The sequence below is a fragment of the Nocardia sp. NPDC060249 genome (assembly GCF_042728755.1).
In the GTDB taxonomy this organism is placed as follows: Bacteria; Actinomycetota; Actinomycetes; order Mycobacteriales; family Mycobacteriaceae; genus Nocardia.
Map to the genome: position 1 here is coordinate 1127659 of NZ_JBHXAQ010000001.1, position 13552 is coordinate 1141210.

At 68.9% G+C, this 13552-nt stretch carries 14 protein-coding genes; 10 read left to right on the forward strand and 4 right to left on the reverse strand.

Features of this window, described 5'->3' with window-relative positions; translation table 11 throughout:
* Positions 1-36: 36 nt before the first annotated feature.
* The 5 genes from ACFWFP_RS05025 to ACFWFP_RS05045 all read left to right on the forward strand — a co-directional run bounded on the left by ACFWFP_RS05025 (position 37) and on the right by ACFWFP_RS05045 (position 5192).
* Positions 37-1056 carry an esterase/lipase family protein gene (locus ACFWFP_RS05025; protein WP_379293201.1) on the forward strand — a complete coding sequence of 340 codons (1020 nt, stop codon included), beginning with the start codon at positions 37-39 and terminating at the stop codon, positions 1054-1056.
* A 76-nt stretch (positions 1057-1132) separates the two neighbouring features.
* Positions 1133-1672, forward strand: a complete 540-nt coding sequence (gene def / locus ACFWFP_RS05030) for a peptide deformylase (protein ID WP_378627041.1) — start codon at positions 1133-1135, stop codon at positions 1670-1672.
* A complete protein-coding gene (gene fmt, locus ACFWFP_RS05035; RefSeq protein WP_379293202.1) occupies positions 1672-2595 on the forward strand; it encodes a methionyl-tRNA formyltransferase in 924 nt (307 codons plus the stop codon). Before def ends, fmt begins: the two co-directional genes overlap by 1 nt.
* A gap of 691 nt (positions 2596-3286) precedes the next feature.
* Positions 3287-4753 carry an RsmB/NOP family class I SAM-dependent RNA methyltransferase gene (locus ACFWFP_RS05040; protein ID WP_379293770.1) on the forward strand — a complete coding sequence of 489 codons (1467 nt, stop codon included), beginning with the start codon at positions 3287-3289 and terminating at the stop codon, positions 4751-4753.
* Positions 4754-4847: 94 nt separating this feature from the next.
* A complete protein-coding gene (locus ACFWFP_RS05045; protein WP_379293203.1) occupies positions 4848-5192 on the forward strand; it encodes an MmcQ/YjbR family DNA-binding protein in 345 nt (114 codons plus the stop codon).
* Between the two features lie 28 nt (positions 5193-5220).
* Here the strand turns inward: ACFWFP_RS05045 and ACFWFP_RS05050 are convergent, their stop codons facing one another.
* A complete protein-coding gene (locus ACFWFP_RS05050) occupies positions 5221-6129 on the reverse strand; it encodes an RNA polymerase sigma factor SigF (protein ID WP_379293204.1) in 909 nt (302 codons plus the stop codon).
* Entirely contained in the window at positions 6129-6497 is a 369-nt protein-coding gene (locus ACFWFP_RS05055; RefSeq protein WP_245914802.1) for an ATP-binding protein, read from the reverse strand. Before ACFWFP_RS05055 ends, ACFWFP_RS05050 begins: the two co-directional genes overlap by 1 nt.
* 153 nt (positions 6498-6650) lie before the next feature.
* Here ACFWFP_RS05055 and rpe point away from each other — a divergent pair, with 153 nt between their 5' ends.
* On the forward strand, positions 6651-7307 hold the full coding sequence (rpe, locus tag ACFWFP_RS05060) for a ribulose-phosphate 3-epimerase (protein WP_379293772.1): 657 nt from the start codon (positions 6651-6653) through the stop codon (positions 7305-7307).
* Here rpe and ACFWFP_RS05065 read toward each other — a convergent pair whose 3' ends face one another.
* Positions 7308-7778, reverse strand: coding sequence for a hypothetical protein (locus ACFWFP_RS05065; protein WP_379293205.1), 471 nt, complete (start codon positions 7776-7778; stop codon positions 7308-7310).
* A 550-nt stretch (positions 7779-8328) separates the two neighbouring features.
* On the opposite strand from ACFWFP_RS05065, the gene ACFWFP_RS05070 reads away from it, so the two are divergent.
* From ACFWFP_RS05070 to ACFWFP_RS05085, 4 genes are all read left to right on the forward strand, one after another.
* A complete protein-coding gene (locus ACFWFP_RS05070) occupies positions 8329-8952 on the forward strand; it encodes a riboflavin synthase (protein WP_379293206.1) in 624 nt (207 codons plus the stop codon).
* Positions 8953-9159: 207 nt separating this feature from the next.
* Positions 9160-10404: a bifunctional 3,4-dihydroxy-2-butanone-4-phosphate synthase/GTP cyclohydrolase II gene (locus tag ACFWFP_RS05075; protein WP_378627050.1), complete on the forward strand. Its 1245-nt coding sequence runs from the start codon at positions 9160-9162 to the stop codon at positions 10402-10404.
* 25 nt (positions 10405-10429) lie between these two features.
* Positions 10430-10906: a 6,7-dimethyl-8-ribityllumazine synthase gene (gene ribH / locus ACFWFP_RS05080; RefSeq protein ID WP_358062696.1), complete on the forward strand. Its 477-nt coding sequence runs from the start codon at positions 10430-10432 to the stop codon at positions 10904-10906.
* Positions 10907-10908: 2 nt separating this feature from the next.
* Positions 10909-11394, forward strand: coding sequence for a PH domain-containing protein (locus tag ACFWFP_RS05085; protein WP_379293774.1), 486 nt, complete (start codon positions 10909-10911; stop codon positions 11392-11394).
* Positions 11395-11445: 51 nt separating this feature from the next.
* Here ACFWFP_RS05085 and ggt read toward each other — a convergent pair whose 3' ends face one another.
* Positions 11446-13395 (reverse strand): gamma-glutamyltransferase, encoded by a 1950-nt coding sequence (gene ggt / locus ACFWFP_RS05090; RefSeq protein ID WP_379293207.1) that lies wholly within the window; start codon positions 13393-13395, stop codon positions 11446-11448.
* Positions 13396-13552 lie beyond the last annotated feature (157 nt).

Consider the following 13552-nt stretch of genomic DNA (forward strand, 5'->3'; position numbering starts at 1 on the left):
TGCGGTTGTCGGTCCCATGGAGTAAATGTTTGGGGCATGGAACAACTGGGAATGTTGTGGGGTTGGGGAACATCACGATTGCGCGGCGCGGTGTCGGTCACGGCACTGGCCGCCACGGCGGTGATCGGTGTGTCGTTCGCGCCGATCGCCGCCGCTGAACCGGCGGGCTATCGGCCCGCTGTCATACCGATGCAAGCGGGTCCGGCGCAGGTCGATCACCTGGATGCCGCCCATTACATCAAAGCCAATCCGAACTCGGTTCCGGTGGGGCTCAACAACTTCGGGTGTACGCCCACCGCCGAGCATCCGCGACCGATCGTGTTGGTGCACGGCACCGACTCGAGTGCGTATTCCGACTGGGCGGGAATCGGACCGCAACTGGTGTCGGCCGGCTACTGCGTCTTCGCGCTGAACTACGGCGGGGCGCCGGGCGCCGACACCTACGGCACCGAGGACATGCGCATCAGTTTCGCCCAGCTCGCCCAGTTCGTCGACGACGTCCTCGTCGCGACCAAGGCGACCAAGGTCGATCTGGTCGGTTTCTCGCAGGGGGCGAACGTCAGCCGGTTCTATGTCAACAAGCTCGGGGGCGCGCCGAAGGTGGGGACCTGGGTCGGCCTGGCCTCCCCCAGTTACGGCGGGGTCATGTACGGACTTGTCCCGGTGGGACAGGCCGTTCCCGGCATGATGGACGTCTTCGCGAGGGTCACCTCCACGGCCGCGGTCCAGCAGGCCCAGGGCGAACCACTCATGGTGGAGCTCAACGCGGGCGGCGATACCGTGGCCGGTGTCCGTTACGTCACCGTCGGCAGCCGGGTCGACGAGATGATCCAGCCGTTCTCGAACATCGCGCTGCGCGGTGCGGGCGCGGAGAACCTCGTCCTGCAGGACCTGTGCGCCGACAACCTGACCGGTCACTTCCACCTGGTCTACGACCCCTTCGTGCAGCAGTTGCTCCAGCGCGTCCTCGACCCGGTCCGGGCCCCCGCGCCGGTCTGCGCGCCGGTGCCCCTCGGCACCGGCATCCCCGAGGTGATCATCGCGGGCAACTCCTGACCGCCGGGCTGGACGGAAGCACCTCGCGGGGTCACTAGACTGGGACGACCGCAATTCGTCCTCCCCGGGAGCCGCCGTGACCATTCAGCCCGTTCGCCTGTTCGGCGACCCGATCCTGCGTTCTCGTGCCGACGCGGTCACCGAGTTCGGTCCCGACCTCGCCACGCTGGTCGCCGATCTCACCGAGACCATGCACGACGACGGTGGGGTCGGAATGGCCGCGCCCCAGATCGGCGTCGGGCTGCGGGTGTTCGTCTACGACACCGGCGACGCCGCGGGTCATGTGGTGAACCCGGAATGGTCGGCGGTCGGGGCCGACGAACAGGTCGGTCCCGAGGGTTGCCTGTCGATTCCCGGCGTGCGTTACGACGTGCGCCGGGCGGCGCGCGTTCGGGTCAGCGGGGTCGACGTCACCGGTGCGCCGGTCGAATTCGAGGCCGACGGTCTGCTCGCGCGCTGCGTACAGCACGAGTACGACCACCTCGACGGCGTGCTGTTCATCAACCGGCTCGAACCGGCCGACCGCAAGGACGCGATGCGCACCATCCGCGAATCCGACTGGTTCCGCGGCGGGATCACCGTGCGCGAATCCAGCGGTGTCGGCGGTGGTCGCTGATGCGCGTAGTTTTCGCGGGCACGCCCGAACCCGCCGTGCCGTCGTTGCGCCGGTTGATCGAGAGCGCCGGCCACGAGGTCGTCGCGGTGGTCACCCGGCCCGACGCGGTCGCGGGTCGCGGCCGCAAGCTCCTGCGCTCGCCGGTCGGGCAGCTCGCCGACGAACACTGCATTCCGGTGTTGACGCCGCGCAAGCCGTCCGAGCCCGAATTCGTCGCCGCGCTCACCGAGCTCGCACCGGACTGCTGCCCGGTCGTCGCCTACGGTGCGCTGCTGCCGCAGCAGGTGCTCGACATCCCCGCGCACGGCTGGATCAACCTGCACTTCTCGCTGCTGCCAGCCTGGCGCGGGGCGGCTCCCGTGCAGGCGGCCATCGACGCGGGTGACGACATGACCGGTGCGTCGACCTTCCTGATCGAAGCAGGCCTCGACACCGGCCCGGTGTACGGGGTGATGACCGAGAAGATCGGGCTCACCGACACCGCGGGCGAACTGCTTGCCCGGCTCGCCGAAGCGGGCGCCGTGCTGCTCGAGAAAACTCTGGACGGTGTGGAAGACGGTTCGCTGCGAGCGATTCCGCAATCCCATGACGGTGTGACCTATGCGCCGAAGGTGACGGTGGAAGCCGGGCGGATCGGGTTCGACGAACCCGCGCTCGCCATTCACCGCCACATCCGCGCCGTCACCCCGGCGCCCGGCGCATGGACCGAGGTGAACGGGCTGCGCCTCAAACTCGGCCCGGTGGAAATGGTGGAGGAAACCTTGCCCGAACGCGAGATCGAGGTGCGCAAGTCCGGCGTCTTCGTCGGAACATCGACCACAGCGGTCCGCCTGGGGCAGGTTCAGCCGCCCGGCAAGAAGATGATGAACGCCCTGGACTGGGCGCGCGGCGCCCGCCTCGCCCCCGGCACGGTGATCGGATGAACGAGCGGCGGATGAACACAGTGATGCCGGAACTGGGCGACAGCGAGGTGCAGGCATGAGTGCCTCCGACCGCAGGCGCCGCCGCGAAGCCGACGCCGCGAAGGGCAGCACGTCCCGCGACGACCGCCAGCCCACCGGAAAGACCGGCGAGCCGCGCGGCAGCAGCCCCCGCGACGACCGCAAGATCACCGGCAAGAACGTCGACGGCGGCTGGGCCGCCCGCGCCGCGAAGGGCTCCACCACCCCGCGCGCGGACGGCGACCGCTGGACCGCCCGCGACGACCGTGGCGGCGCCGATCGACCCCGCCGCGACGACCAGGGCAGCGGCAATCGATCCGGCGCGCCCCGCCGTGCGGACGACCGTCCTGGTTTCACTCGCGCCGCGGGCAGTCAACGCGGTGACGTTGCGCGCTCCGGTGCGCCTCGTCGCGAGGACGATCGTCCCGGTTTCGGCCGCACCTCGAACGACCGGGCGCAAGGGCGCGACGCGGGGAGCCGACGTGACGATGCCCCGCGATCGGGGGCGCCTCGTCGTGCCGATGACCGTCCCGGTTTCGGCGGTGCGAGCGATCGGGCGCAGGGCCGCGACTCGGCTGACCAGCGCGGCGAGCGTAGTGCGACAGGACGCGCGGGCGCGGCACGTTCCGGCGAAGGGCGGTCCGGCCGTGGCGGGCCCCGTCCCGATCGTGATGTGCGCGAAGGTGATTCGCGTGGCCGTGGCCCGGGCCGGCGCGACGATCGTGCGGGGACGGCGGGCAAGGCCGCTTCCGCGCGTCGTCCCGAGCGGCCAGATCCCAGCGTGCCCAGTCCGCGCAAGCGGCGTGGTGAGCCGGTGGATCCCGCGCGCGAGGTCGCTCTCGATGTGTTGCGGGCGGTGCGTGAGCGCGACGCCTACGCCAATCTCGCGCTGCCGAAGCTGTTGCGTGAGCGCAAGATCAGTGGCCGCGACGCCGCGTTCGCGACCGAGCTCACCTATGGCGCGAGTCGTTCGCAGGGGCAGCTCGACGCGGTGATCTCGGCGTGCGCGGGCCGCCCGGTCGACGAGATCGACGGACCCATCCTCGATATCCTGCGCCTCGGTGTCTACCAGTTGCTGCGGACCCGCACCGGTGCGCACGCCGCCGTCGACACCTCCGTCGACCTGGCCAGCGCCGAATTCGGCCAGGGCCGTGCCGGTTTCGTCAACGCGGTGCTGCGTCGGGCGGGGGAGAAGACCGCCGAGGAGTGGGTCACCGAGCTGGCCCCGGCCGATCCGGTCGGCAAGCTCGCCTTCGAACACGCGCACCCGAAGTGGATCGCCCAGGCCTTCGCCGACGCGCTCGGCGCACAGGCGGGCGAACTGGACGAACTCCTGGCAGCCGATGACGAACGCCCGGTCGTGCACCTGGTGGCCCGGCCCGGCGAGATCACCTCCGAAGAACTCGCGCTGGTCACCGGCGGCGAAGAGGGCCGCTGGTCGCCGTACGCGGTGTACCTCGACGGCGGCGACCCCGGCCAGCTGGAACCGGTCCGCGACGGCATCGCCGCCGTCCAGGACGAAGGCAGTCAGTTGGTCGCGCTGGCCCTGACTCGCGCACCGCTGGAAGGCACTGACAACGGTCGCTGGCTCGACCTCTGTGCGGGCCCCGGCGGGAAGGCGGCCTTGCTCGGCGCGCTCGCCGCGATCGACCTGTTCACCGTCGACGCCGTCGAACCGGCCGAGCACCGTGCCGAGCTGGTCCGCAAATCCACCCGCAACCTGCCTGTCACCGTGCATGTCGCGGACGGCCGCGCCAGTGGCCTGACCCCCGGCTACGACCGCGTCCTCGTCGACGCGCCCTGCACGGGTCTCGGCGCCCTGCGCCGCCGCCCCGAGGCGCGCTGGCGCCGCACGCCGGCCGACGTGGCCGAGCTGGTCACCCTGCAGCGTGAACTCCTCACCGCCGCATGGGATCTGGTGCGCCCGGGTGGTGTCGTCGTGTATTCGACCTGCTCGCCGCATCTCGCCGAAACAGTGTCGGTGGTCGCCGATTTCGTCCGCCGCAGCGGCGCCGAAGAACTCGACAGCCGCGAGTTCCTGCCCGGTGTCACCGATCTCGGCGACGGCCCGTCCGCGCAGCTGTGGCCGCATCGCCACGGCACCGACGCCATGTTCCTGGCGACGTTGCGCAAGAAGTAGCCGCGACAGTACGACGGCGCCGTTCCCCGGACCGGGAACGGCGCCGTTCCATTCGTCCAAGCGAGCAGCGAGCGCCGAAGAGGAGAATCGGCGTATGGCGATGACATGGGATCAGGTGGTCGCGATGGCGACGGCACTGCCGGGAGTGGCGGAAGGCACCTGGTGGCGCAGTCCCGGCCTGAATGTCGGCGGCAAGAGCTTCGCCCGGCTCCGCGACGAAGCCGAAGGCGGCCTCGTTCTGCTCTGTGAGCCCACGGAGAAGGAAGCGCTGCTGGCCTGCGGCGACCCAGCTTTCTACACGACCCCGCACTACGACGGGTACCCGTACATCCTCATCGACCTCGACGCGGTCGACCCACAGCAGCTCGCCGAGCTGCTCGACAGTGCCTGGTGGCTGCGCGCACCCGCGAAGCTGCGACGGGCGAGGCAGGGCGCATAGGAGAGGACGCCGTTGTCCTGTCCCCGGTTCAGTCCCGTTCGGACAATTCGCGCAGGCGCGCCAGGGTTTTCGCGAGAATCCGTGACACGTGCATCTGCGAGATCCCCAGCTGCGACGCGATCTGTGTCTGCGTCATCGACTCGAAGAATCGCATGGTCAGAATGCGGCGCTCACGTTCGGGCAGGCCGGCCAGCAGCGGCCGCACCGCGATGTACTCCTCGACCCGGTCGAACTGCGACTCTTCCTCGCCGAGCGTGTCGAGCAGCGACGCGTCGCTGTCGCGCCCGACCGAGGCCGCGTCGATCGACGTCGGCTGATAGGCATTGCCCGCGATGACGGCCTGGGTGACCTCGTCGGGGTCGACATCGAGTTCGGCGGCGATTTCCTTGGCGGTGGGGGAGCGGCCCAGTCGCTGCGACAGCTGATCCACGGCCGCGCCGATGCGCAGGTGGGTTTCCTTGACGCGCCGCGGAACCCGCATCGCCCAGGTGTTGTCCCGGAAGTACCGCCGGACCTCGCCCATGATCGTCGGCACCGCGAAGGACAGGAAGTTCGAGCCGCGGCTCAGGTCGAACCGGTCCACCGCGTGCACCAGACCGACGCGCGCCACCTGCGACAGATCGTCGAACGGCTCACCGCGGCCGCTGAATTTGCGGGCGATGTGATCGGCCAGCGGAATGCAGCGGTTGATCAGCGCGTCGCGCGCGACCGCGTGCGCGACACTGCCCGGCTCGGTCGCCGCGAGACGCTCGAACAGGGCGCTGACGTCGTCGTACCCCGACACCGGTTCCGGCGTTTCGGTCTCCTCCTCGAGACTGTCCTGCTCGAGGGTTTCCTTGTCCGGTTCCGCGGCGTTCTCCGACTCCGCGGCAGGGGAGTCGGTTTTGCCGGGTTCGCCGAGGTCGTGCTGGTCGGGCTGGTTGTCCTCGCCGTGCACTATGCCTTCCCCCGGACCCTGCGGAATCGGACCGTCGTCGGGTACCCGGACACGCCTGCGTCGAAATCCTGCTGTTCGGCGATGACTTCGTCGCAGAGCGTGCGCAACACGTGCCACCCGAAGCTGCGCTGATCCGGCATGCCCTGCGCCGCAGCGACACCGTCGACGCGCACCTGGAGTTCGGCGTCACCGACGAGGAATTCGCAGGTGAGCAGCGTATCCGGGCCCGCGATCGCGATGATCGTCGAGCACACCTCATCCACGGCGAGGCGCACGTCGGCTACCTCGTCGAGGGTGAAATCGCTGAGTAGCACCAGTGTTTCGGCCAGTCCGCGCACGATTGGCAGCTGCGTCAGCTGTGCTGCCACACGAATCTCCACCGGGGCGCCGAAAGGCCCATGTTCCGCCGAAAAATTGGTCACCCTGAGAAGGCTACCCATATCCCGGCAGGGCAATCACCATGGCCGTCGCTACACTGGCGCGCTGTGTCCACTCCGACGTTCTCCCGTCCCTCCCAGCCGATGATCGCCCCGTCGATCCTGTCCGCGGATTTCGCGAATCTGGCCGCCGAGGCCGCCGCTGTCGAAGGATGCGATTGGCTCCATGTCGATGTCATGGACGGGCACTTCGTGCCGAACCTCACGCTGGGTCTGCCGATCGTGCAGAGCCTGCTGAAGGCCACCGATATCCCGTTCGATTGCCATCTGATGATCGATGACCCGGGCCGCTGGGCCCCCAGCTACGCCGAGGCAGGCGCCTACAACGTCACCATCCACGCCGAGGCGACCGATGATCCGATCGCCGTCGCGCGCGATATCCGCGCCGCGGGCGGCCGGGCCGGGCTGTCGGTGAAGCCGAACACCCCGATCGAGCCGTACCTGGAAATCCTGCGCGAATTCGACACCCTGCTGGTGATGAGCGTGGAACCCGGTTTCGGCGGGCAGTCGTTCATCCCCGGCGTGCTGGACAAGGCACGGATCGTGCGCAACCTGGTCGACGCGGGTGAACTGCGCCTGGTCGTCGAAATCGACGGCGGCATCAACGACGACACCATCGAGCAGGCCGCCGCGGCCGGGATCGATTGCTTCGTGGCCGGGTCGGCCGTCTACAACACGGCCGACCCCGGCGCCGCCGTCCAGAAACTGCGCAACCTGGCCACCGCGGCCTGGCTGCCCTAGTTACAGGGAGCGGAGTTTGCGGGTGCCCAGCGCCCGCGCCGCGTCGATGACGGCCTGCACCGGCGGCCGCTGGTCGCCGGATTCGGGTTCCTGCACCCAGGTGCGGTAGCCGGTGCGCTCGTCGTCGGGGGAGGGCAGCACGATCTGGCTGCCCGTGCAGGCGACGGTCGCGTACAGGCGGAACAGTTCGGCCGACGCGGTCGCGGTGACGGAGTCCGGTCGGCACGGGCCGGTGAGGAACGTCCAGCGTCGCGCACGGGGGTGATCGACCACCGGGCCGGCGATCGCGGCCTCGCGCAGCCGGGCCAGTACCCGCTCGCCCAGGTCCCCCGGCATGGTCACCGCGCCGTAGTGCGCGCCGATCTGGAGCAGAATGCGGCGGGAATCGAAATCGATCTTGGCCGGTAGGTGCAGTTCTCGCCGATAACGCACGCAGCGCATTTCCAGAGTCGAATCGATCAATGTGCTCACGCGGCACCCCCATATATAGCGAACCTGTTGTAACCCACAGTGTTGTCTTCCTGGAGTGGTGGACTATCCCTGGGGCGAACTCCCGGTAGCCGCAGTGCTCCGGGCGATGATGTCGGGAGAACATGCAGTTCCAGGACCCGACATCTGGTTGAACAGCAGGAATCGTTGACGTAACAATGTTGCGTCAATGGCGCGGCGGGCGCAAGCATTCCACTCACCGTGTTTCCAGTTCGTAATGGCGGGTAATACCAGGCTAAGGCAGCCGGATGAATGCCGGGGATCGGTTCGCCGAAAATTGGATTGAAGGACAACCGCCGTATTGATTGACGGCGGTCTTGCTCCATGTCTATGCACGTTTGCTATCGAATCGATGCTTCGCCGATCGGCTATCGGTGACCGAGTGCTGCGCGCGGTCGGGTTCGGCCCCCGACCCGGGCTCACGGGCCGCGCTACTAGGCTGTGCGACGAGCTGGGTGGCGCCGCGGGAATAGCGGCCACCCACCCGCTGTTGGGCCCAACGGGTACGGATGACGCGACAAGGGAGTCAGGCATGTTCACAGGGATCGTCGAAGAGCTCGGCGAAATCGTGGCCACCGAAGCGCTGACCGACGCCGCCCGGTTGACGATCCGCGGCAAGCTGGTGACTTCCGATGCCGGACACGGCGATTCGATCGCCGTCAACGGCGTCTGCCTCACCGTCGTCGACGTGATCGACGGCGACAGCTTCACCGTCGACGTGATGGACGAGACGTTGCGGCGCTCGAGCATCGGCGGCTTGGTCCCCGGATCGCCGGTCAACCTCGAACGCGCGGCCGCGTTGAACAGCCGCCTCGGCGGCCACCTCGTCCAGGGCCATGTCGACGGCACCGGCACCGTGCTCCGGCGCACCCCGTCGGAGAACTGGGAGGTCGTGCGGATCTCGCTCCCGGATTCCATCGCGCGCTATGTGGTGGAGAAGGGCTCGATCACCGTCGACGGCGTTTCCCTCACCGTCTCCGCGCTCGGTATCGATGACGAACCGAACGCCGACGGATCCCGCGATTGGTTCGAGGTCTCCCTGATCCCGACCACCCTCGCCCTCACCGTCCTGGGCACCGCCCCGGTCGGCGCCACCGTGAACCTCGAGGTGGACGTCATCGCCAAGTACGTAGAACGCCTCGCTCAACGAGGCTGAACCGGTCGGCGCCGGGCCTCACCGAACACCCTGAGGCCACGCCGTAATGTAGGAAGTCATTGCCATCCCCAAGGGCAGTTTCTCGGCCGCCTCGATCTGGACTGACCAGAGAGTGCGACGAAGGAGTGCCCGCCGGGAGGGAAGATCGAGGCCCACCGGGCCGAGAAACCCGCGGCCCCGGCCGCCAAAAATACGGAGCAAGCAGACGTGACCAGGTTGGACAGCATCGAGCGCGCGGTCGCCGATATCGCGGCCGGCAAGGCTGTTGTCGTCATCGACGACGAGGACCGGGAGAACGAAGGCGACCTCATCTTCGCGGCCGAGAAGGCCACCCCGGAGCTGGTCGCGTTCATGATCCGCTACACCTCCGGCTACATCTGCGTGCCGTTGACCGCCGACGACTGCGACCGGCTCGGCCTGCCGCCCGCGTACGCGATGAACCAGGACAAGCACGGCACCGCCTACACCGTCTCGGTGGATGCGCGCGAGGGCATCACCACCGGCATCTCCGGTGCCGACCGGGCCGTCACCATGCGCCTGCTGGCCAGCGCGCAGGCCAAGGCCGACGAGTTCACCCGCCCCGGCCATGTGGTGCCGTTGCGCGCCAAGGACGGCGGCGTCCTGCGCAGGCCCGGCCACACCGAGGCGGCGGTCGATCTGGCCCGGATGGCCGGGTTGCGGCCCGCGGGCGTGATCTGCGAGATCGTCAGCCAGAAGGACGACGGGCACATGGCTCGCACCGACGAGCTGCGCGTGTTCGCCGACGAGCACAACCTGGCGATGATCTCGATCGCCGACATGATCGCCTGGCGGCGCAAGCACGAAAAGCATGTCGTGCGGGTGGCCGAGGCCCGTATTCCGACCGCGCACGGCGATTTCAAGGCCGTGGGCTACCAGAGCATCTTCGACGATGCCGAGCACGTCGCGCTGGTGCGTGGCGACATCGGGGACGGCGAGGACGTGCTGGTGCGGGTGCACTCGGAATGCCTGACCGGTGACGTCTTCGGCTCGCTGCGCTGCGATTGTGGCCCGCAGCTGGACGCGGCACTCGAGATGGTCGATCAGGAAGGTCGCGGCGTCGTCCTCTACATGCGCGGGCACGAGGGCCGTGGCATCGGCCTGATGCACAAGCTGCAGGCCTACCAGTTGCAGGACACCGGTCGCGACACCGTCGACGCCAACCTCGATCTCGGTCTGCCCGCCGACGCCCGTGACTACGGCACCGGCGCGCAGATCCTGGTCGACCTCGGCATCCGCTCGATGCGCCTGCTCACCAACAATCCGGCCAAGCGGGTCGGTCTCGACGGCTACGGTCTCGCGATCACCGAGCGCGTCCCGATGCCGTTGCGCGCCAATGCCGAGAACCTGCACTACCTGCGTACCAAGCGGGATCGGATGGGCCACGACCTGGTCGGCCTCGACGATCTCGACCTCGGCGAAACCGCGCAGTGATCACTTCGTACGAAAGGCGGCAACGATGAGCGGCACAGGTGTTCCGAGCTTCGCCTTGGCGCAAGCCAAAGACGTCAAACTCGGCATCGTCGCCTCGCGCTGGCACACCGAGATCTGCGACACCCTGGTGGCGAATGCCGAACGGGTGGCCAAGCAAGCCGGCGTCGAACACGTGACCGTGGTGCGCTGCGCCGGTGCGATGGAGCTGCCGGTCGTCGCGCAGGAGCTCGCGCGCACCCACGATGCTGTCGTGGCCCTGGGCGTCGTGATCCGTGGCGGCACACCGCATTTCGAGTACGTGTGTGATGCGGTGACAGCCGGGCTGACCCGGGTGTCGCTCGATGCGGCCACCCCCGTCACCAACGGCGTGCTCACCACGAACGACGAGGAGCAGGCGCGCGATCGGGCCGGGCTACCCGGTTCGGCGGAGGACAAGGGCGAGCAGGCCTGCGCCGCCGCTCTCGACGCCGCGCTCACCCTGCGCGCGCTGCGATCGGTGTGACCGTGCCGGTGGTGCGGACCTGGCGTCGCGGTGCTCCCCAGCCCGACGCGGGCTGGGAGTTCGAGGTGCGTCCGCGCCGGGCGACCCGTACCGCCATCGTGGTCGCGATCGTCATCGTCGTCGCCTTCACCGCCGGTGGGCTGCTGCTGCGCACCGGGTCGACCGGGGTGAACTTCCGGGTCGCCGATCAGGTCGCGATGATCCTGATCGGGGTGGTCGGCGCGGGCGCGGTACTGATGCTCACCCGTCCGCGAGTGCGCGCGGGCAGCCAGGGCGTCGGGGTGCGCAACATCCTGGGCGAGCAGGTGTACCCGTGGGCCTACATCCGCGGCGCGTCCTTTCCGGACCGCAAGGCATGGGCCCGCCTCGAACTGGCCGACGACGACTATGTCCCGATGCTGGCGATCCGTTCCAACGACAAGACCCACGCCGCCGACGCCATCGAGCGCGTTCGCGAACTGGGCGCCCGCTACGCCCCGCAGGACTGAACCGCGCTGACCACCGGTGCGCCACTCGGTGGTGACGCACCGGTGAGTGTGTCAGCGGGTGTCGCCGAGGACCGCTCCTTCGCGGCGCGGATCCGCACCGCCGATCCAGCCGTCCTTGCCGTTGTGCTGCAGCGCGCTGAGCCCGCTGGACTGCGGCGCCACCGATACCTGGTGACCCATCGCCCGCAGCTTCTCGACCAGCGGATCGTGGTCGCCGTTGTCGCTGGCGTCGATGTCGGGGTGCTCGCCGCCTACGCCGGTGACCGGCGTATTGCCCGCGCCGAACGACACCCCGGAGACCGCCTGCTGGGGGTCAAGGCCCCAGTCCAGCACATTGACCAGCGTTTTCACGACGAACTGGATGATCACCGAACCGCCGGGTGAACCTGTCACGAGCTTCAGTTCGCCACGGTCGCCCTGGTCGTCACGATCGAACACCAGGGTCGGGGCCATCGAACTGCGCGGGCGCTTGTTGGGCTGGAGCCGATTGGCCACGGGGGTGCCGTCGGGGTCGACGGGATCGGCGGCGAAGTCGGTGAGCTGATTGTTGAGCACGAATCCGTCGACGAGATGGAAGGACCCGAACGCCGATTCGACCGTCGTGGTCATGGCGGCGGCGTTGCCGTACTTGTCGATGACGGAGATGTGGCTGGTGCCGTGCTCGGGCGGCTGCGGACCGTTGCCGAGGGGGACGGGGCCCAGGTTGCCGGGCTTGGCGGTACCCATGCTGCGCTGCGGGTCGATCAGCGTCGACCGCTCCTTCAGGTACTGCGGGTGCACGAGCGAGAGCGCCGAATTGCCCGGCAGCGGAACGAAATCCGGGTCGGCGACGTACTTGTTGCGGTCGGCGTAGGCCAGCCGCTCCGCTTCGGAGATCAGGTGCACGGCCTGCGCGTCGGGGCGCCCGCCGTTGGCATCGAGCTCCTGGGGGCGCAGCGCGGGGATGTCGAAGTTGGCGAGGATGCCCAGGGTCGCGGCGACGGTGCTGCCGCCCGAGGACGGCGCGGGCATGCCGCACAGTTCGTACTTGCGATACCCGGTGCACAGCGCGGTGCGCTTCTTTGCCTCGTAATTCGCCAGGTCGGTGGTGGTCAGCGAGCTGGGGGTGCGACCGCCTGCCGTGCTGCCGGCCGCCTCGACGATGTTCTGGGCGATGGCGCCGCTGTAGAAGGCTTTCGCGCCGTCGGTCGCGATCGCCGAGAGTGTTTTCGCCAGTGCCGGGTTGGTGAGGACGGTGCCCGACTTCTTGGGCGAACCATCGGCTTCGAGGAAGTAGCCGCGCGCGGCCTCGTCGGCGGCCAGGTCTTTCGCGGATTCGGCGATCTGTCCGGCCAGCCGTGGGCTGATCTCGAAACCGCTGTCGGACAGGCTGATCGCGGGATCGAACAGTTCCTTCCAGGCGCTCATCCCGTGTTCCTGATGGGCGAGTTCGAGCATCCGCAGCACTCCGGGCACGCCGATGGATCGGCCGCTGGCCCGGGTGTTCGGCGCGGGTTCGGTGCGGTCGGTGTCGCTGACCCAGCGCAGATAGTTCTCGGTCGCCGCGGCAGGGGCGGTCTCGCGGCCGTCGTAGGTGTCGACCGTGCGCGACTTCGCGTCGTAGTGCACCAGGAACGCGCCGCCGCCGATGCCGGAAGCCTGCGGCTCGACCAAGCCGAGCACCGCCTGTGCGGTGACCAGCGCGTCGGTGGCGGTGCCGCCCGCCCGCAGCACCCGGCACGCGGCCTCGGTGGCGATCGGGTTGGCGGTCGACACCGCGTAGGTGCTGGTGCGCACCGCGGTCATATCCGAGCGATAGCCCGACGCGATCTCAGGATTGGTGCTGAGATTCTGCGACGTCGGCGCACTCCCACCGGTCGCGGGCGCCGCGGACACCGGAGTGCCATTGGGCGTGCTCGTACACTCGGCAGCCGTCTCATCTGTCGAACATCCGGCCAGTACCCCCACCGCGAGCACTGCGGCCGTCGTGGCCCCGATCCACGTCCGTCGCCTTGGCGTCATGTAGGCAGCCTAACTCGCCGGTCCGACACCATTCGAGCTTTTTCCGCCGGGGCGCATGCCACCGGCCACCTCGACGATTTCGACGCCCGGATGACGTGTTCGCGAATCCTGGACTCTCCGGCCGGTTTCCGCCGGAGCCGTCGTCGCCGTCTGGCTA